General features: G+C 72.3%; 16 protein-coding genes. 8 read left to right on the forward strand and 8 right to left on the reverse strand.

All coding sequences use genetic code 11. The features are described 5' to 3' along the window. Positions 1–422 precede the first annotated feature (422 nt). The gene (locus ACFYNP_RS14380; RefSeq protein ID WP_388785553.1) at positions 423–1,280 is read left to right on the forward strand and encodes an ArsR family transcriptional regulator; all 858 of its coding nucleotides are present in this window, start codon (positions 423–425) and stop codon (positions 1,278–1,280) included. 73 nt (positions 1,281–1,353) lie between these two features. Here the strand turns inward: ACFYNP_RS14380 and ACFYNP_RS14385 are convergent, their stop codons facing one another. Further along, a complete protein-coding gene (locus ACFYNP_RS14385) occupies positions 1,354–2,997 on the reverse strand; it encodes an ABC-F family ATP-binding cassette domain-containing protein (protein ID WP_388785554.1) in 1,644 nt (547 codons plus the stop codon). 710 nt (positions 2,998–3,707) lie between these two features. Between ACFYNP_RS14385 and ACFYNP_RS14390 the strand changes: the two genes are divergently transcribed. Continuing rightward, complete coding sequence (locus ACFYNP_RS14390; protein WP_388785556.1) at positions 3,708–5,147, forward strand: MFS transporter; 1,440 nt, start codon at positions 3,708–3,710, stop codon at positions 5,145–5,147. 193 nt (positions 5,148–5,340) lie between these two features. After that, entirely contained in the window at positions 5,341–6,732 is a 1,392-nt protein-coding gene (locus tag ACFYNP_RS14395) for an MFS transporter (protein WP_388785557.1), read from the forward strand. A 189-nt stretch (positions 6,733–6,921) separates the two neighbouring features. On the opposite strand, the gene ACFYNP_RS14400 is transcribed toward ACFYNP_RS14395, so the two are convergent. The 6 genes from ACFYNP_RS14400 to ACFYNP_RS14425 all read right to left on the reverse strand — a co-directional run bounded on the left by ACFYNP_RS14400 (position 6,922) and on the right by ACFYNP_RS14425 (position 13,603). Further along, the gene (locus ACFYNP_RS14400; RefSeq protein ID WP_388785559.1) at positions 6,922–8,838 is read right to left on the reverse strand and encodes a helix-turn-helix domain-containing protein; all 1,917 of its coding nucleotides are present in this window, start codon (positions 8,836–8,838) and stop codon (positions 6,922–6,924) included. Between the two features lie 210 nt (positions 8,839–9,048). Then, positions 9,049–9,852, reverse strand: coding sequence for a 3-hydroxybutyrate dehydrogenase (locus tag ACFYNP_RS14405; protein ID WP_388413348.1), 804 nt, complete (start codon positions 9,850–9,852; stop codon positions 9,049–9,051). A gap of 56 nt (positions 9,853–9,908) precedes the next feature. Continuing rightward, the gene (locus ACFYNP_RS14410; protein ID WP_388785561.1) at positions 9,909–10,391 is read right to left on the reverse strand and encodes an NUDIX domain-containing protein; all 483 of its coding nucleotides are present in this window, start codon (positions 10,389–10,391) and stop codon (positions 9,909–9,911) included. 34 nt (positions 10,392–10,425) lie between these two features. After that, on the reverse strand, positions 10,426–12,072 hold the full coding sequence (gene lnt / locus ACFYNP_RS14415) for an apolipoprotein N-acyltransferase (protein ID WP_388785563.1): 1,647 nt from the start codon (positions 12,070–12,072) through the stop codon (positions 10,426–10,428). Positions 12,073–12,186: 114 nt separating this feature from the next. Next, on the reverse strand, positions 12,187–12,774 hold the full coding sequence (locus ACFYNP_RS14420; protein WP_388785564.1) for a hypothetical protein: 588 nt from the start codon (positions 12,772–12,774) through the stop codon (positions 12,187–12,189). A 46-nt stretch (positions 12,775–12,820) separates the two neighbouring features. Next, positions 12,821–13,603, reverse strand: a complete 783-nt coding sequence (locus ACFYNP_RS14425) for a glutamate racemase (protein WP_388785566.1) — start codon at positions 13,601–13,603, stop codon at positions 12,821–12,823. An 80-nt stretch (positions 13,604–13,683) separates the two neighbouring features. On the opposite strand from ACFYNP_RS14425, the gene ACFYNP_RS14430 reads away from it, so the two are divergent. Next, a complete protein-coding gene (locus ACFYNP_RS14430; protein ID WP_388785567.1) occupies positions 13,684–14,859 on the forward strand; it encodes a glycosyltransferase in 1,176 nt (391 codons plus the stop codon). Positions 14,860–14,876: 17 nt separating this feature from the next. Here the strand turns inward: ACFYNP_RS14430 and ACFYNP_RS14435 are convergent, their stop codons facing one another. Beyond that, positions 14,877–16,235, reverse strand: a complete 1,359-nt coding sequence (locus ACFYNP_RS14435; RefSeq protein ID WP_388785569.1) for a TerD family protein — start codon at positions 16,233–16,235, stop codon at positions 14,877–14,879. A gap of 287 nt (positions 16,236–16,522) precedes the next feature. Here ACFYNP_RS14435 and ACFYNP_RS14440 point away from each other — a divergent pair, with 287 nt between their 5' ends. The 4 genes from ACFYNP_RS14440 (at position 16,523) to ACFYNP_RS14455 (ending at position 19,431) form a co-directional block, all read left to right on the forward strand. After that, entirely contained in the window at positions 16,523–16,879 is a 357-nt protein-coding gene (locus ACFYNP_RS14440) for a nuclear transport factor 2 family protein (protein WP_388785571.1), read from the forward strand. 462 nt (positions 16,880–17,341) lie between these two features. Then, on the forward strand, positions 17,342–17,794 hold the full coding sequence (locus ACFYNP_RS14445; protein WP_388785573.1) for a DUF6643 family protein: 453 nt from the start codon (positions 17,342–17,344) through the stop codon (positions 17,792–17,794). Positions 17,795–17,852: 58 nt separating this feature from the next. After that, positions 17,853–18,686 carry an MOSC domain-containing protein gene (locus ACFYNP_RS14450; protein ID WP_388413330.1) on the forward strand — a complete coding sequence of 278 codons (834 nt, stop codon included), beginning with the start codon at positions 17,853–17,855 and terminating at the stop codon, positions 18,684–18,686. A 148-nt stretch (positions 18,687–18,834) separates the two neighbouring features. Continuing rightward, the gene (locus ACFYNP_RS14455) at positions 18,835–19,431 is read left to right on the forward strand and encodes a hypothetical protein (protein WP_388785804.1); all 597 of its coding nucleotides are present in this window, start codon (positions 18,835–18,837) and stop codon (positions 19,429–19,431) included. The last annotated feature ends 33 nt before the right edge of the window (positions 19,432–19,464 follow it).

The raw sequence follows: 19,464 nt of genomic DNA on the forward strand, positions 1-19,464 counted from the left end.
AACTACGCACGGCACGCCTCGGATCAACCCGATCGAGTACCTGCGCCGGCCGACGCGGGGCCGTACACCGGCCGCACGCACGAGGAAGCCGGGACGCCGGGTCGTCGCGCTCCGCGCAAGTCGCCCTGGAACAAGCAGGGTTGAGCGCGGGGCGGCCGTGGACGCCGAGGGGCGAGGTGGTCGACGGTTGCGGTGCCCGACGGCTGGGGTGCTCGACGGCTGCGGTGCTCGACGGCTGCGGTGCCCGACGGCTGGGGTGCTCCACGGCTGGAGGTACCGCGCCCCAGGCGGGACCCGTTCCCCGTTCGGGTCCCGCCCGTGACGCACCCCTGCATCGTTCCCGTCGCGCGCGACCACCGGTAGCTTTCCTCACGCACACGCAAAAGCCCTGACCGGGACGTCAAGTGCACAGGGGGCCGACCTTGATACGGATTCACCTCGGGGCCGAGGGACTGGGCAACGTCAGCGTCTGCGCTCTCCCGGACTTCGACGCCGAACTGACCGCGGCCGGGCGGGCGCACGCCGGCAAGGGCTCGCCCCGGGACCCGCTGGCACAGCTCTACACACGCAGCATGTCGCCGGACCTGGCCGAGGGCCTCGACCGCCCGTACTTCTCGCATCTGTTCGCCCAGCGTGGGCCGACGCCCTTCACCAAGGCCCTGGCCGAGGGCGAGGACAGGGCCCGCGGCGTCCTGGACGGCGCCATCGCCCATCTGCGCGGCACCGCCGTGGACCCGTACCGCTCGGGCATCCGGTCCGCCGTCGCGGTCCGGGCCGCCGGACTCTCCCAGATCTACGTCGGCGGCGGCGCCTCGGCGATGCTCCAGCGACTCGGGCACGGGATCGTCCTCCGGCACGGGATCCTGGAGCTGCCGACCGTCTTCGACGCGGACCTGGAGATCGGCCACGGCTCCCTGCGCATCCAGGCTGTGGCACTCAACCGGCGGGTCACCCTGGCCGAGCCCGCCGACGAACACGTCACGGTGCGGATCCCGGCGGGGGGCGTCCCACGCGTAGATCCGGGTCAACAGGCTTCCCTGCGCGTGCTGTTGGGCGCCGGGAGAGCGGAGGCGCTGAAGGACATCGTCCTGTCCGGCGGTGTCACCGGCCGTCAACTGGCCTCCCTGCTCGGCGTATCGGGCTCCACCGCCAGCCGGCATGCCGCGGTGCTCCGACGCGCCGGCCTGATCCGCACCCTGCGCACGGGGCAGACCGTCCTGCACATCGCGACACCCCTGGGGTACCACCTGGCGCAGCGGGAACAGCCGGTCGGGCCGTGAGGCCCGCCTCCGACTGCGGCCCGGACGCCGCCGCGAGCGGACAGACGGCGGCCCGGCCGCCGGGCACCCGCTCTCACACGGGCGTGTCGGTGATCCGGCCGTCTTCGAGGTGCAGGCGGCGGGTGACACGTACCGCTTCGAGCAGTCGGCGGTCGTGGGAGACCAGGAGCAGGGTGCCGTTGTAGGAGTTGAGGGCGGATTCGAGCTGTTCAATGGCTTGGAGGTCGAGGTGGTTGGTGGGCTCGTCCAGGACGAGCAGGTTCACCCCGCGTCCTTGCAGCAGTGCGAGTGCGGCCCTGGTTCGCTCGCCGGGTGACAGGGTGGCGGCCGGCCGGAGGACGTGGGCGGCGCCCAGGCCGAACTTCGCCAGCAAGGTGCGCACTTCGGCCGGTTCCGTCTCCGGTGTGGCGGACCGGAAGGCGTCCAGGAGTGGTTCGGTGCCGTGGAACAGGGCGCGGGCCTGGTCTATTTCGCCGGTCACCACCCCGGTTCCGAGCGTCTGGCGGCCGGCGTCGAGCGGGATCCGGCCCAGCAGCCCACTCAACAGGGTTGATTTCCCCGTGCCGTTCGCGCCGGTGATGGCGACACGGTCGGCCCAGTCGATCTGCAGCGAGACGGGCCCGAGGGTGAAGTCGCCGCGCCGGACGGTGGCTTCACGCAGGGTGGCCACGACCGCCCCGGAGCGGGGCGCGGTGGCGATGGTCATGCGCAGCCGCCATTCCTTGCGGGGTTCCTCCACTTCCTCCAGGCGTTCGATGAGCCGCTCGGCCTGTTTGGCCTTGGCGGCCAGGTTCTCGCTGTTCTCCATGCGCGCGCCGCGGGCGAACTTGTTGTTGTCCCGGCTGCGGCGCTGTGCTGTACGTACTCCCCGGTCGGCCCAGGCCCGGTGGATGTTCGCGCGTTGCTGGAGGGCGGACTTGCGGTCGGCGTACTCCTCGTACTCCTCGCGGGCATGCCGTTTGGCGCGCTCGCGTTCCTCCAGATACGTGGCGTATCCGCCGCCGAACAGGCGCACTTGCTGTTGTGCGTGGTCGAGTTCGAGGACCTGGGTGACGGTGCGGGTGAGGAACTCGCGGTCATGGCTGACCACGACCGTGCCCGCGCGCAGGCCCCGTACGAACTGTTCCAGTTGTTCCAGGCCGGCCAGGTCGAGGTCGTTGGTGGGCTCGTCCAGCAGGAAGACGTCGTGGCGCGACAAGAGCAGCGAGGCCAGCTGGGCGCGCGCGGCCTGTCCGCCGGACAGGGACGTCATGGCCTGGTCCAGGCGGATCCCGAGACCGAGCGTCGCGGCGACTTGTTCGGCGCGCTCGTCCAGGTCGGCTCCCCCCAGGGCCAGCCAGCGCTCCAGGCCGGTGGCGTACGCGTCGTCCGCTCCGGCCACGCCGTCGGCCAGGGCCTGGGAAGCGAGGTCCAGAGCGAGCTGGGCGGCGGCGACACCGGTGCGGCGCGCGAGGAAGCCGTGCACGCTTTCGCCGGGGCGCCGGTCCGGCTCCTGCGGGAGATGGCCGACGGTCGCACCGGCCGGAGCCAGGTGCACGCGGCCTTCCTCGGGCCGGTCGAGGCCGGCGAGGAGGCGCAGGAGGGTGGACTTGCCCGCGCCGTTGGGTCCGACGAGGCCGATCACTTCCCCCGGCGCCACGGTCAGATCGAGGCCGGTGAACAGGGGGAGGTCGCCGTGGCCGGCCGCGAGGTTCCTCGCTGTCAGGGTTGCGGTCATGAGGTCACCTACCGAGAGGGGCCGTCACCAGAGGTGACGAGGAACGGGTGCATGAGGAACGGCACACGCTCGGCAGGGCGACAGATGGGCGGGGTGCGGCGCGTCCGACAGCGAACACGGGCAGGGACGCAGAGTTCGTCGCCCGGCGTCCAGAGGGGGCCGGGAGAGCGCAGAGGTCACACGCACACCACCACCGTCGGCACAGCCGACCGCGGCAGCGCGGCACGGGAGAACGCCGCGCCGGCAGCAGGGGTACGAACCTCAGATGCGCACAGTCCACCTCGATCGGCGACAACAGAACCGCCACCCACGGTACACATCGACCGCACCAACAGGCCATCCGCCTTTCGGCCGAGGCCTACGGAGGACGTCGCGGCACTCTTGACCCGGCCCCCCGGTCCCCTTTGCGCGGTCGACAAATCGTGCTCTACCCTTTTCGGGTCCCCGCCGGGCTCCGTCTCCTTCGGCCCCGGCCTTGCACGCTCCGAGGAGAATCCGATCCGCCAGGCCCTGTAGCCGCTCGTCTTGAGGCTCCTTCCCGTCGTGTCCGCCGCCGCGGACCGCCGACGCACGCCTCGACGGCGGTGCCCCTCCACGGCCTGGGCCCGTCGCACTCCCTTGCTCCACCCTGTCGCGCTGCCCGCGTACAGGGGCCTGCCCAGGCCCGCCCCTGTCCCGCTCCCCCACCGCACGCGAACAGGAACTCCTTCGTGTTCACCCGCACCCCCGCCCGTCCCCGCCCTTCAGGGACGGGCCGCAGCACCACGATCATCCTGGCCGTCGTGCTCATCGCCGAGCTGATGAACGCGCTCGACGCCTCCATCGTCTACACCGCCCTGCCCCTGATCCAGGCGGACACCGGCGCCTCCAGCGCCGCGATGCAGTGGATCCCCGCCGCCTATGCCCTCACCTTCGCCCTCGGCCTGATCACCGGAGGCCGCCTCGGCGACCTCTTCGGACGCAAGCGCGTCTTCCTCGCCGGGACCGCCGTCTTCACCCTCGCCTCGCTCCTGTGCGGGACCGCCACCGGCCCCCAGCTCCTGGTGGCCGCACGTGCCCTCCAAGGCGCGGGCGCCGCGGTGATGGTCCCCCAGGTCCTGGCCACCCTCGCGGTCACCTTCCAAGGCCCTTCCCGCGCCCGGGCGTTCGGCCTCTACGGCATGGTCATGTCGCTGGGCGGAATTCTCGGACCGGCCCTGGGCGCCGTCCTCACCGGCGCCGACATCGCCGGCCTCGGCTGGCAGCTGATCTTCCTGATCAACCTGCCGATCGGCCTGGCCACCCTGGCACTCGGGATCCGCTTCCTGCCGGAATCCCGGGCACCGCGCGCCCAGCGCCTGGATCTGGTGGGCGTCACGCTCTCCGCGACCGCGATGCTGCTGATCGCCTACCCGCTCACCGTGGGCGGCGAGCGGCACTGGCCCGCCTGGAGCCTCGTCACGCTCATCGGCGGAACTGCCGTGCTGGCCGCGTTCGTTCTCCATCAACGGGCCAGGACGACCCGCGGCGAATCGGCGCTCGTGGCCCTGTCCCTCTTCAAGAGCCGGGCCTTCACCGGCGGGCTCGCCGCGCAGTTGGTCTTCGGGCTGATGCTCGGCGTGTTCCTGCTGACCTGGGTCCTGTTCATGCAGGACGGACTCGGCCTGACGCCATGGCAGTTCGCCCCGGCCAACATCGCCATCTCCGTCGGCGGCATGGCAGGCGCGATGCTCGCCTCCCAGTACGCGGGCCGACACCAGCGCCGGGTACCGCAGGCGGGGACGGTGCTGATCGCGCTCACCCTGTTCGGCTACCAGCTACTGATCTCCAGCCACGGAACCCGCCTGCCGTTCGCGGCGGCGGCCACTCCGATGCTCCTGATCGGGACCGGCCTGGGTGCGATCGGCGCCGGACTCTCCGGCCTCACCCTCAGCCGGATTCACGACGACGACGCCGGATCCGCGGCCGGCCTCTTCAACACGGCCATGCAACTGGGCACCGCCCTCGGCCTGGCCACGGCCTCGGTCGTCTTCTTCAACCACGCCCCTGCGGGCAGCCACGGCACGACCGTGGCCACGGCCTTCGCGGGAACCATCTGGTACCTCATCGCCGCCCTCGCCCTGATGTGGGCCCTCATGTGGACACTCCCCCAACCGGCCAAGGACGCCTGACACCCGGGCCCGCCCCCACCGGGGCGGGCCCATCGGCCGCCTCGGCCTTCTCGGGCCCCGCCCGGCTCCGGACCGTCGTGCCCACGCCCGCGACCGGAACTGTGGTGTCCCACCACATACGCCGCTGAGCTGCGTGTTCCTACGGTGTGGCGACACGTCAATCGTCCCCGCCGAACACCGGGAAGTGGTGCCGATGTCCTCCCCCGCAACCGTTCCCCCACCCCGCGCCCATCTCCCCCGCGTCGTCGCCGCGAGCCTCATCGGGACCACCGTCGAGTGGTACGACTTCTTCCTGTACGGGTCGGCCGCGGCGCTCGTCTTCAACAAACTGTTCTTCCCGGAGTCCGCCCCGCTCGTCGGCACGCTGCTCTCGTTCCTCACGTACGCCGTCGGGTTCGCGGCACGGCCGCTCGGGGCGCTGGTGTTCGGGCACTACGGAGACCGGCTCGGGCGCAAGAAGCTCCTGGTGGTCAGCCTGCTCATGATGGGCGGGGCCACCTTCGGCATCGGGCTGCTGCCCACCCACGCCACCGTGGGGGCGGCGGCGCCCGTCCTGCTCACCGCGCTGCGCCTGGTGCAGGGCTTCGCGCTCGGCGGCGAGTGGGGCGGTGCCGTGCTGCTGGTGTCGGAGCACGGGGACGCCCGGCGGCGCGGGTTCTGGTCCTCGTGGCCCCAGACCGGCGCCCCAGCAGGGCAGTTGCTCGCCGCCGGGGTGCTTTCCGCGCTGACGGCGCTGCTGAGCGACGCCGCGTTCACGGCGTGGGGCTGGCGCATACCCTTCCTGCTGTCGGGTGTGCTGGTCCTCGTCGGGCTGTGGATACGGCTCTCCGTCGATGAATCCCCCGTGTTCCAGGCCGCGTTGGCGCGGGCCGAGGCCCGCGGGGCGGAGCAGGTGGCCGAGAAGCCGCCGCTGGTCGCCGTGGTGCGGGACCACTGGCGCGATGTGCTGGTCGCCATGGGTGCCCGGATGGCGGAGAACATCAGCTACTACGTCATCACCGCCTTCATCCTGGTGTACGCGACCACGTCCGCCGGAATGGCCAAGCAGACCGCGCTCAACTCCGTACTCGTCGCCTCCGCCGTGCACTTCGCCGTGATCCCCGCGTGGGGCGCGCTCTCGGACCGGATCGGACGCAGGCCCGTGTATCTGATCGGCGCCCTCGGCGTCGGTGCCTGGATGTTCCCGTTCTTCGCACTGATCGACACCGGCGGGTTCGGCGACCTGGTCCTCGCCGTCACCGTCGGACTCGTCTTCCACGGGGCGATGTACGCGCCCCAGGCGGCCTTCTTCTCGGAGATGTTCGCGACCCGGATGCGCTACTCGGGGGCCTCCATCGGGGCGCAGTTCTCCTCCGTCGCGGCCGGCGCGCCCGCGCCGCTCATCGCGACGGCGCTGCTGTCCGACTACGGGACGTCGACCCCGATCTCCCTGTATGTCATCGCGGCCGTGCTGGTGACCGTCGTCGCCATCGGGTGTGCGAAGGAGACCCGGGATCGGGATCTGGAGAGTGTGGGGCGCCGGGCGGAGAGCCGTCCCGGAGCGGAGTGGGCGGCAAGTACCCGCGGTGCGGCGACGGGCGACTGAGGCGGGAGGGGGCAACGGGCACCCGGTGCTTGGTGGGGCTGCAAGCCCCTGATGTGCTGATGCGGGTGGCGAGCCCTCGATGTGGGTGGCGAGCCCTTGATGTGGGTGGCGAGCCCTCGATATGGGTGGCGAGCCCCCGATATGGGGCCTCGATGTGGGTGGGGCCGCCATGTGGTGGTGCCCCACCCTTCAGGGCGTCATGGCTGGTGCCGCCACATGGAGGCGGAGGGCCAGTTGGATTTCCAGGGCGCGGGCCGGGCACTGCCAGTCGGGACCGAGGAGACGGCCGATCCGCTCGATGCGCTGGGCGACGGTGTTCACATGGACGTGCAGATGCTCCTTGGTGCGGGCGGGGCTCATGCCGTTCGCGAAGTATGCGTCGAGGGTGCGGACCAGGTCGGTGCCGCGTTTGCGGTCGTACGCCACCACCGCGCCGATCGTGCGCTCGACGAACCCGGCGATGTCGCGGGTGTCGGCGAGCAGTAGTCCGAGGAAGCCGAGGTCCTGGGCGGCGGCGCCCTCTCCCGTGCGGCCGAGCAGCCGCAGTGCCTCCAGGCAGCGGCGGGCCTCGGCATAGGCGGCGGCGATCGCGGGCGGTGTCATCGCCGGGGCCGCGACGACGGCCGAGGCACCGACCGTGACCGGCTCGTGCAGGGCGGAGCCCAGCTGTTTCGCGGCCGCCCGGGCGACCTCGGCCGGGGTGTCGCCGGGGCCGAGCGGAAGCAGCAGCACCGTGCCGCCGTCGCGGGTGGAGGCGAGGCCGTGCCGGGTCGCGGCCAGGTACGCCGCGGCGGAGCCGATGCGCCGGCCCTCCGCGGTGCGGCGGGCCGCACTGCACGGGTCGAGGCCGTCGATGCGGGCGGCGAGCACCACGTGCGGGGCGTCGAGGTCGGCTTGCAGCCGGGCGGCACGCTCCCGCAGCAGCCGGGGGTCTCGGTCCGGCGCGTCCAGGAGGTCGTCCAACAGCTCCCCCCGCACGCGCTGTTCGGCCTCGCCGGCCGAGCGCCGGGCGAGCAGCAGCAACGAGGTGACCATGGCGGCCCGCTCCAGGGTGCGCCGGTCGACGGGGTCGAGGTCCGGCTGGCCGCGCAGGACGAGCGCACCCAGGAGTTCACCCCCGGCCGAGACGCCGGCCAGCCAGTCCTCGCCGTGCCGCAGGGCGTGCCCGTCGCTGCCGCTGAGCTGGAGCAGCGCGGCCTGTGCCGAGTCGGCGTCGGCGAACTCGACCGTACCGGCGAGGACTTCGGACACCGCATCGGCCACTTCGCGTACTCCGCCGCCGCGCAGGACCAGTTCGGTGAGCCGGTCGTGGACCTCCGACGCCCGTTCCAGGACCGCGCTGTGGTCCCGGATGGTCTCGTTGGCCCTCTCCAACTCGGCCAGGGCGGAACGGGTTTCGGCCAGTAGGTTGGCGGTGTCGATGGCGACGGCGGCATGCGCGGCGAGGGAGCCGAGCAGGGCGATCTCCTCGCGGGCGAACACGCGGGGGTGGCGGTCGGCCGCGAAGAGCACCCCGATGACGGTGCTGCCGAGCATCAACGGGACCCCGAGAATGGCCACGAGTCCCTCGTCGCGCACACCGGAGTCGATGGCGCTGGTGTGCTGGAAGCGTTCGTCGTCGAAGTAGCTCGCGGTGACGTACGGGCGGGCGGTCTGCGCGACGAGACCGCCGAGACCCTCGCCCATGCCGAGACGCAGCTGCTGGAAGCGCGCGGCCACCGACCCTTCGGTGACGCGCATGTAAGTGTCGCCCGCCGCCGGGTCGTTGAGACTGAGGTAGGCGACCTCGGTGCCGAGCAGCGAGCGGGCCCGTTGCACGATGGCGCGCAGCACCGCGTCCAGATCGCGCAGGCCCGCGAGGTCGTGCGCGGTCTCGAAGAGCGCGGACAGTTCGGCCTCACGGCGTCTGCGCCCTTCGAGCTCGGCCCGTACGCGCAGGGCGAGTTGTTTCGCCGCGTCCAGGCGGGCGAGCACCTCGGGCCGAGCGCCTTCGGCACGGGCCAGGAGCGCCGGGCGGTCGTACGCCTCGGCCGGCGCGCCCCGGGCGAGGAGGGCCAGATAGGGGGCTTCCGGTTGGTCGCTGGGCTGCGGGTGATCGTGGGACATGGTCACAGGGATACCTGCCGGACGGGCGGCCTCGCCAGGCCTGTGGACAACTCTTGAGCGGTACCGGACAAGGGAGGGGCTCGACGGGGCGGCCGGTCCGGCCGACGGCCCGACCACCCTCGCGAGGCCGCCGAGGTCCGGGCCCGTCCCGCCGGCGGTCCCAGCGCCGTCAGTCCCAGCGCCGTCGGGCGCGAGCGGGACCGGGCCTGTTCAGTGCGCGGTCCAGCCGCCGTCGAGCGCGAGCGACGTGCCGGTGATGAAGGACGCCTGCGGGGTGCAGAGATAGGCGACCGCTTCGGCGACCTCGTGCGGCTCGACGAGCCGCTTGAGCGCCGCGTCCTTCAGGAGGACCTCGGCCAGGACCCGGTCCTCGGGAATGCCGTGTGCGGCCGCTTGGTCCGCTATCTGCCGTTCCACCAGGGGCGTACGCACATATCCGGGGTTGACGCAGTTCGATGTGACCCCGTGCGGGGCGCCTTCGAGGGCGGCGGTCTTGGAGAGTCCTTCCAGCCCATGTTTGGCGGCCACATAGGCCGACTTGAAGGCGGAGGCCCGCAGCCCGTGCACCGACGACAGATTGACGATGCGGCCCCACCCTCGCCGGTACATGTGGGGCAGCGCTCCCCTGATCAGCCGGAAGGGCGCTTCGAGCATCACGGTGAGGACGGTGTGGAAGGCCTCGGGCGGGAACTCCTCGATGGGGCGCACCAGTTGGAGCCCTGCGTTGTTCACCAGGATGTCCGCTCCGGCAGCGGCCCGTTCGGCTGCGTCGAGGTCGGTGAGGTCGAGGACGACCGGCTCGACCGTGCCGCTGAGGCCGCTGGCACGCAGCATGAGTCTCTTGAGGCCCGTCGCGTCCCGGTCCACCGCCCTGACCGTGGCGCCGGCCGCGGCGAGCCGGAGTGCGCACGCGCGGCCGATGCCGCCCGCGGCGCCGGTGACCAGCGCGGTGCGGTCCCCGAGATCGACGGTGACGGAGTGCGGGAGGGACGCGGGGGCGAGGGGCGCGGTCATGCTCCCGACCCTAGGCAGGCGGCCCCTCACCCACCCATGTGGTCAGCCCACATACTTCAGAGCTCAGCACTGGGCTGGAACCACGTAGGGCCGTCCGTCTGGGCCTGCGCGATGCGGAACAGCGCGGAATCGTTGAGCTGCGGCAGGGCGTCCAGGGCGAACCAGCCCACTTCCAGGGACTCGTCGTCGTTCACGCGTGCCTCACCGCCGGTGGCGCGACAGCGGAAGGTGATGTCCATGAACTGGCACACATCGCCGTTGGGGAAGGTGACCGGGGTGGGTGCGGCCTCCACCAGGACGACCCGCTCGGCGACGCAGCGTACGCCGGTCTCCTCGTACACCTCGCGGACCGCGGTGTGAGCGGGCTCCTCCCCCGGCTCCGGGATGCCGCCGACCGTCGCCCACTGGCCGTTGTCCGCACGGCGGCCGAGCAGGACCCGGCCGTCGTCGTCGAAGACGATCGCGGTCACGCCCGGCAGCAGGAGCAGACGGTGCCCGGCGAGGGCCCGGACGTCACGGATGAAATCAGGAGTTGCCATGCCCCGACCCTAACGACCGCCCGGCACCGGCCGGTCAGGCCTCACTGCCGCGACGGCCGCGCACCGTCCGGGTGACCGCCCAGGCCAGGCCCGCGGCGGCGAGCGCGACGAGCGCCCACTCGGGCAGGGTGCCCAGCTTGGTCGCGGGCGTCTGCGAGGAGCGCAGCGGCACCTTGGCCACGAGCGAGGCCGGCGTGAACAGCGCGGTCTTCTGCACGACCTTGCCGTCGGGCATGATCACGGCACTGACGCCGCTGGTGACGGGGACGGTGACGGTCCTGCTGTGCTCGACCGCCCGCACCCTGGACATGGCGAGCTGCTGGTAGGTCATCTCACTGCGGTCGAAGGTCGCGTTGTTGCTCGGCACGGAGATGAGCTGGGCGCCCGCGGTGACGGTGTCGCGCACCGCCCAGTCGAAGGCCGCCTCGTAACAGGTGGCCATGCCGACCTTCGTGCCGGACATGGTGAACACGCCCGGCTTGGTACCCCGGCTGAAGTCCTCACGGACCATGGCGGTGTAGCCGGGAGCGAAGGTGCCGATGAAGCCGCGCAGCGGCATGTACTCGCCGAACGGCTGGATCTGCCGCTTGTCGTACGTCGCGACGGGCCCCAGCTTCGGGTCCCACTGCACCTGCTCGTTGTAGAGCTTGGTGCCGTAGCCGCCGACGACCGCGCCGACCGAGATGGGGGCGCCGATGGCCTTGGCGGCCTGGTCGATGACGGCGCGGGCGTCGTCGTCCACGAAGGGATCGACGTCGGAGGAGTTCTCCGGCCACAGGACGAAGTCGGGCTGCGGCTCCTTGCCCGCCCGGACCCGGTCGGCGAGCCGCAGGGTCTCGCGTACGTGGTAGTCGAGCACGGCCCGGCGCTGGGAGTTGAAGTCGAGTCCGAGCCGGGGCACGTTGCCCTGGATCACCGCGACGGTCGCGGTGCCGTCCTCGGCCGAGTCGCTGACCAGGCCGCGCGCCCCCAAGGACGCGGCGACCGGCACGACGACGGTGAGCAGCGCGGCCGCCGCGGCCCCCCTGCGGACGCTTCCGGTACCGCCGGCCCCCTTGCGGACGGCTCCGGTTCCGCGCAGCCGCAGCGCCTGGCGCAGGCACTCGTACAGGCCGAAGCCGCACAGCGCCACGCCGAAGCCGAGCACCGGCGTGCCGCCCAGCGCGGCCAGGGGCAGGAAGGTTCCGTCGGCCTGACCGAAGGCGACCTTGCCCCAGGGGAAGCCGCCGAACGGAGCCCGGGCCCGGGCCGCCTCGGCCGCGATCCACAGGGCGGCGGACCACACGGGCCACAGCGGAAGCCGGGAGACGGCGGCCGTGCCGGCGCCCGCGGCCCCGATGAACAGGGCCTCGATGACGGCGAGGCCCAGCCACGGACCGGGGCCGACCTCCACTCCGGTCCACACGAGGAGGGGGAGCAGGAAGCCGAGGCCGAAGAGGTAGCCGAGTCCGAGGCCGGCCTTCCAGGTCCGGCCCCGCAGCACCCAGCCGAGGACGGCGAACGCGACGAGCGCCAGCCACCACAGGGGGCGCGGCGGAAAGCTCAGGTACAGGAGCACTCCACCCACCGCGGCCGCGGCGGGCCGGACGAGACGGTGCGCCAGCGCCCGCAGCCGCGAAGGCGCGGGCGGCTGGGATCCGAGCTGTTCCGGCTCGGTGGTGGGGGTTTTGGTGGTGCTCACCCGGCGGAGTCTACGGCGGGTCCCTGTGTCCGCGGGAGCCCGGCCTTCGGGGCCCCTCGGCCCCGGACCCGGGACGGCCGGTTCTCCGTCGGCTCCCCCCGGTGCCTGGGCCGCTCAGGCCCCGGCGGCCTTCTTGGTGCCGAGCAGCCGCAGCCGGTCGCGGATGACCCGTACGGCGGCTTCCGCGTCGTCAACGGTCACGGTGAACACGCGTCCGTCGCCCAGCTTGAGCGCCACGCCCTCACCCCGGCGTACGACGACTGCGGTGCCGATCTCGGGCCGCCAGCGGTAGCCCCAGCCGCCCCACTGGCGCGGGGTGACCCGGGGCACGAAGTCGGCTCCGACCACCAGCTCCAGCGGGATGGTGCGACGCGGCAGCCCGATGTGGCCGCAGCGCACTTCCAGGCAGTCGCCGTCGACCTTGACCGCCACGTGGACGAAGGCGAGCGTCCCGAACAGGACGAGGACTCCGGCCGCCAGGCAGCCGATCACGGACATCAGCAGGGGCAGGACGCCCGACGTCCAGGTCGAGTCGACGGCCAGCTCGACGCCGAGCGCGATGCAGGCCGCGCCGCCGACCGCGAGAAGCCACTGGACACGATTGGTCGCCCGGCCGGTCCAGACCTCTGGCAGCTGCTCCGGGGCGCTGGATCCAGGGCGGGGCTCGGGAGGCGTGGGGTACTCCGGGGACGGTTCCCTCATGTTCAGCAGCGTACTCAGGTTCCGCCGTCGAGGCACCGCTCCACCGTCAGTGAGCAGTGCTGACCGCCCGCAGCAGACGCCCTTCGGGATAGGCGAGAGCCACATCGGGGAGGGTGCCGATGCGTCCGCTGAGGAGCACGGTCAGGCCTCCCACCTGCGCTGCGTCCGGAGCGGGAAGGATCCCGGCACGGCGCAGCCCCTGCGCCGCGACGGCTTCGGCGCTGCCGAAGAAGGTGAGGGGTCCGCCTTCGGGGCGCAGGGCCGTACGGATGCGTTCGGCGACCAGCTCGTAATGGGTGCAGCCCAGGACGACGGTCCTTACCTCGGGCGGGGTGAGGGCGGCCGCGAGCGCGATGGCCCGGTCGATGGCGGCATCGTCCGCGTGCTCCACGGCCTCGGCGAGACCGGGGCAGGGCACCCCCGTGACGGGGACGCCGTCGGCGAATTCGCGGATGAGCCCGCGCTGGTACGGGCTGCCGGTGGTGGCGGGGGTCGCCCAGATCGCGAAGGGCTCCCGGCCGGCCGCCGCCGGCTTGATCGCGGGCACGGTGCCGATCACCGGGATCCCTGGCTCCAGGGCGGCGCGGATGGCGGGCAGGGCGTGCACGGAGGCGGTGTTGCAGGCGATGATCAGAGCGTCCGGGCGCAGGGACGCAGCCGCTTCGGCCACGGCGAGGGCACGTTCCGTGACGCTCTCGGGGGTCCGGGGGCCCCAGGGCATGCCGTCCGGGTCGGACGAGATCACGAGTTCGGCGTCGGGCCGTAGCCGGCGTACCGCCGCGGCCGCGGCGAGCAGGCCGATTCCGGAGTCCATGAGCGCCATCTTCACCCGGTCACCATAGTCGACGGTCCCGGCGAAACCGGCCGAGGTCCCGTGCGGGGCACGGGTTGTGGGGCAGACTGCGGCGAATGAGCGCCCTCGCGTGGATCGCCCTGCTGTCCTTGGTCGTCTGGCTCTGGCTGCTGCTCGGCCAGGGCTTCTTCTGGCGCACCGACCAGCGGCTCCCGCCGCGTGCGGAGCTCGCGGACTGGCCGGATGTCGCGGTCGTGGTGCCGGCCCGCGACGAGGCGGAGGTACTGCCGCTGAGCCTTCCGTCGCTGCTCGCCCAGGACTATCCGGGCCGCGCGCGGGTCTTCCTGGTGGACGACGGCAGTTCGGACGGCACCGGGGAACTGGCCCGCGCGCTGGCCGAACAGCGCCCCGGCCTGCCGCTCACCGTGGTCACCCCCGGTGAGCCGGAGCCCGGCTGGACCGGCAAGCTGTGGGCGCTGCGGCAGGGCATGGCGCTCGCGCGGGCGGACGGGCCGGAGTACCTGCTGCTCACCGACGCCGACATCGCCCACCGGCCGGACAGCCTGCGCGAGCTGGTGGCCGCGGCGCGCGGCGGCGGTTTCGACCTGGTGTCGCAGATGGCCCGGCTGCGGGTGGCGAGCGGCTGGGAGCGGCTGATCGTTCCGGCGTTCGTGTACTTCTTCGCCCAGCTGTATCCGTTCCGCTGGATCAACGCCCGCAGGCCGCGTGCCACGGCCGCGGCCGGCGGCTGCGTCCTGTTGCGTACGGAGGCGGCCGAGCGGGCGCGGATTCCGCAGGCGGTGCACCAGGCGGTGATCGACGACGTGTCCGTGGCGCGTGCGGTGCGCGGGTCCGGCGGGCGGGTCTGGCTCGGCCTCGCGGACCGGGTGGACAGCGTGCGCCCCTATCCCGGGCTCGCGGACCTCTGGCGCATGGTCTCGCGCAGCGCGTACGCACAGCTGCGGCACAACCCCCTGGTGCTGCTCGGCACGGTCGCGGGCCTCGCGCTCGTGTACCTGGCGCCGCCGCTCACCTTCGCCGCGGGCCTGGCGAGCGGCTCTCGTGCGGCCGCGTGGGCGGGCGGGCTCGCGTGGCTGGTGATGGCCGGTACGTATCTGCCGATGCTGCGCTACTACCGCCAGCCGCTCGTGCTCGCGCCCGCACTGCCGTTCACCGCGCTGCTCTACCTGCTGATGACGGTCGACTCCGCGGTGCAGCACTACCGGGGCCGGGGCGCGGCCTGGAAGGGCCGCACCTACGCCCGCCCCGAGGCCGCGCCCGAGCGGCATTGAAGGGCCGCTGAGGGGCGCTACTTGCGGCCGGGTGTCCAGTTCATGCCCCAGCCGTAGGCCTGGTCTATGGTCCGCTGCGGGCTCACGCCGCGTGCGGGCACCAGATAGCGGGCCTCGCGCTGGACGACCAGATCGCCGCCGTTGTTGGTGATCAGGGCGAGCGCGCAGACCGTGGAGGGAACGGTGCACTCGTCGAGGAAGAACTCGACGGGCGCGCCGAACTGCGGCTGGAGCGTCACCGTGGCGTGCAGATCGGCGAAGCTGCGGGCGCCCTCGTAGATGGTGACGAAGATCAGAAGGCGACGGAACTTGTCCTTCTGGTCGAGGTTGACGGTGAGGTTCTCGCCCGATTCGACGGCGCCCGTGCGGTCGTCGCCGTCGAGGTGGATGTACGGGGGCTGGTGGAGCGCGCCGAAGGCGTTGCCCAGGGCCTGCACCACGCCCTTGCGGCCGTCGGCGAGTTCGTAGAGGGCGCACAGGTCGAGGTCTAGATCGGAGTGGTTGGCTGCCGCCCGCCCCAACTTGGCGCCCCAGCCGCTGAATTGCTTGCGGCTCTGCCAGTTGAGGTTGACCCGCATCGCGCCCGAGGTACCGCCCTGCTTGGCGAGCGAGACGCGCGGCGCCTCCTTGGTGAGGGTGACTTTGGACAGGCGCACCGGTGCCGGCGGCGCCGTGGGCGGCAGCGGAACCTGGGCGGTCGGCGTGGGCGGCTGGGCGGACGGGGTGAAGGGCGCGGGCGGCGCCGCGTAGGGGGACGGGGTGGTCCCCGGATACGGAGCCGGGGGCGCGGCAGGCTGCTGGGGCGCCGCGTAGGAGGCCTGCGGGGCGGCCGATTTCTGCGGCCTGTCGACGCTGATGCCGAAGTCCGTTGCCAGGCCTTCGAGTCCGCTGTCGTAGCCCTGGCCGACCGCGCGGAACTTCCAGGCGCCCTGGCGGCGATAGAGCTCGCCGAGGATGAAGGCCGTCTCGACGGTGGCGTCCTGGCTGTCGAAGCGGGCCAGTTCCGCGCCGCCCGCCGCGTCCAGGACGCGGATGCCGAGCCCGGGGACCCGGCCGAACGTGCCACCGTCGGCCGAGGCTGCGAGCACCACGCGCTCGACCGCGGGCTCGATCCGCGACAGGTCGACGAAGAGGGTGTCCGTCACCGCGTCCGAGCCGGACCGCTTGCCTTCGTGGCGTACGGCGCCGGAGGAGTGGGCCGGCTGGTTGTAGAAGACGAAGTCGGCGTCGGAGCGGACCCGGCCGCCGGTCAGGAGGAGCGCCGAGGCGTCGACGTCCGGGACGCCGGGGCCGGTTCGCCAGCCCAGTTCGATGCGCACCGTGTGCGCAGGCACCGGGACATTGGCTCCTTTTAGCATGGACATGCTCTCCCCCATCGCTCCTGGCGGTGCCCGCACGTTTCTGCGAGCCAACCTAACGCGCGATCGACCGCCGGGCATCCACCCCCGCCGGGGGCCGGGCCGCCGTTGTCGCCACCCGGCGGTCGCGGGCGACCCGCCGCCGGCACGTCGCCGGCACACGGCACGGGAATCACCCCTTCCCGGTATCACCCGCACGACGCGCCGCGATCATCACCAACTGCCTTTCACGAAAAGGCCGTTGGGACTCATTCTGCAGTGCGCCACACTCGGCGGTCGGCCTTCCGCCATGAAATCCTGCCGTCATGAACAAGGACGCCGTCACCGAGCTGGTCGAAAAGTACTTCGCGATATGGAACGAAACCGACGACCCGGCCCGGGGCGCTTTACTGGAAGAGGTGTTCACACCGGACGCCACCTACACCGACCCGACCATCACGGCCGAGGGCCTCACGGCGATAGGCGAGTACATCGCCGCGGCCCGGAAGAACTTCGGCGGCATGCTGTTCCGCTACAACACGCTGCTGACCCATCATGACGCCGTCCACTTCTCGTGGCAGGTCGGCTCCACGGATGCCGAGCCGGTGGCGAGCGGGTTCGACGTCGCATGGTTCGACGGGGACAGGATCGGCCGGCTTTACGGCTTCTTCAACGGGTTCTAATGCTCAACGGGTGCCGACACGGCGGTTCTTCGAAGGGCGCCGGCCCGGCCGTCACGCCGCACGGCCGCCCCGGACAGTGCGACGGACCGTTTCGACACCCCCGGTGCGGCGGCGCGACACCGGACCTGACGGGCAGTCAATCCTTCGGAGCTCGCCAACCACACTTGCGTGACAGGTGAATTGCCCCCACCGGACACTTACACCGGACATTTACGGAGCCGGCCGCCCGGACGAGTCATGCCAGGCACGGCCGGGCGGGCCGCACGGCAGGCAATCCGCGACCGTCACCCTTGGTTGACCCTTCGTCGCTTCGCGTCAAACGGAGAGCCCGCCCGGAACCCTCGGGAACCAAGAGTTCATCCGCGACGTTTCAGCAGGTCAGACTGGTTAAACCAGAGCAAATGGGATGACCCTGAGATGGGGACTCCCCAACGACCACATCGTGGGCTTAACTTATGTGCCATGACCTCCCCCCGCTCCACCTATGGCGGCGGTTACTACTCCGCGCCGTTCTTCCCGGACACCCCCATCTACGACTCCCTCGTCGCAGAGCGGGGTACGCCTCAGATCGCCCCGATCCGAGTGCCCTCCCTCTATGACACCGGCAGCAACCACCTGCCGGCCCTCCCGTCGGCGCTGCCCGCACTGCCGGCCGCCCCCTCGCAGCCGAGCCCTGCCTACGCCTCGTCGTACGGATACCAGCAGCCGGCGCCCCAGCCCGTGCCGCTCCAGCACGCGCCCGCCCCGTACATCCCCCTGCAGCCCTCGGCCCCGCGCGGCTACCAGGGCCAGCAGGCGATGCCGCAGCGCCCGATGGGAACCGGGTACGAGGCCATGCGGCCCGCCGCGCCCCGGCCGGCGCCCACGCCGTACGAGGACCCGTACAACCGGCCGTATCAGGGCACCGGGTACTGATCGAGGGCGGGGGCCGGCCGCCCGGGCATCCGTCCGGGGCGGCTGGCAGGATGTGTACATGAACAACGGCCACTCCGCTGTCGTCCACGGGATACGCGTCCATCCCGTCAAGTCGGTCGGGGGATACGACGCGGCACAAGCGGTGGTCGAGCCATGGGGGCTCGCCGGGGACCGCCGCTGGATGCTGGTGGACACGGACGGCACGGCCGTCACGCAACGCGAGCGGCCCGAGCTCGCCCTGAGCGGTGCCGCCACACTGCCGGGCGGCGGCGTACGCCTGTCCGCACCCGGGCGCGCCGATCTGGCCGTCGCTCCGCCCGAGCCACTGGCCACCACGAGCGTCACCCTGTTCGGCACCACGTTCGAGGCCGTGGCCGCGGCCGATGCGGCCCACGCCTGGTTCAGCGAGCTTCTGGGCGCCGAGGTCCGCCTGATGCACCTCGACGACCCGGCGTCCCGCAGAACGATCAACCCCCGGTACGCGCCGAACGGCGAGACGGTCAGCTTCGCCGACGGCTTTCCGCTCCAGATCGCCACCCGGGCTTCGCTCGACGCGCTCAACTCCCTGATAGGCCAGGGTGACCGACCTCATGAGGGCCCCCTGCCGATGGACCGGTTCCGTCCCAACGTGGTGCTCGACGGGACCGAGGCGTGGGCGGAGGACAGCTGGTCACGGATCGCGATGGGCGACGTCTCCTTCCGCCTCGCGAAGCCCTGCGGCCGCTGTGTCATCACCACCACCGACCAGGCCACCGCGGTGCGCGGCAAGGAGCCCCTGCGCACGCTGGCCCGGCACCGCAGGATCGGCGGCTCGCTGGCGTTCGGCGTCCTGGTGATCCCGGAGAACACCGGCATCATCCGCGTCGGTGACGCGATGAGGGTCCTCGCATAGCTCTGCGCCACGCGGGAACTCCTGTGGGTAGCGCATGCGTTGAACAGTCGAGCCGGGTGGATGAGGTCCCTGTTCGCGTCACCCGCGCGCTTGCCGCCCCGCCCCGGGGCGGCCCGGAGGCGGAAGGGGTGCGTGGCCCGTGCGAACGATGTCGGGAGTGTGGCGTTGGCGGCACAATCCGCTGCGCCGCCGGACGGACCTGGCGGAGGCCTGGCTGGCGCTGGTGACGCTGGTCGTCATGGTGCTCGCCGTGCCGGCGGTGGGGGCCCTGTGCGGTTCGCTCACCGACGCCTCGCTGCGCCAGGCCCTCGCCGAGCAGCGCCGGCACCGGCACGTCACCGCGGCCGTCGTGGTGGCCCGCGCCGAGCACCAGACGGCACCGGCCCAGCCGGACGGCTCGATGGGCCGCGTCACCCGCACCAAGGTCGTGGCCAACTGGACGGCGCACGACGGCAGTTCACATACCGGCACGCTGGGTACCACACTGAAGGCGCCCGCTCCCGGCGCCACCTTCCGGCTGTGGACCGACGACCACGGCAGCCCGGTGCCCCACCCGATGACGACGGGAGCGGCGGCGACGCACGCGGTGTTCTCGGGGATCTGCGCGGCCGCGATGGCCGCCGGACTCGTCGAGGGCACACGGCGGTTGATCGTATGGCGCCTGATACGCCGGCGGTACGAGCGACTGGACCGCGCGTGGGCCCGGTACGGTCCGGACTGGGGCCGGACCGGCGCAGGCAGCTGACCGGTCAACTCACCGGGCCCGCGCGCGCTACGG

This window comes from Streptomyces sp. NPDC006691, from assembly GCF_042869955.1.
Classification (GTDB): Bacteria; Actinomycetota; Actinomycetes; order Streptomycetales; family Streptomycetaceae; genus Streptomyces.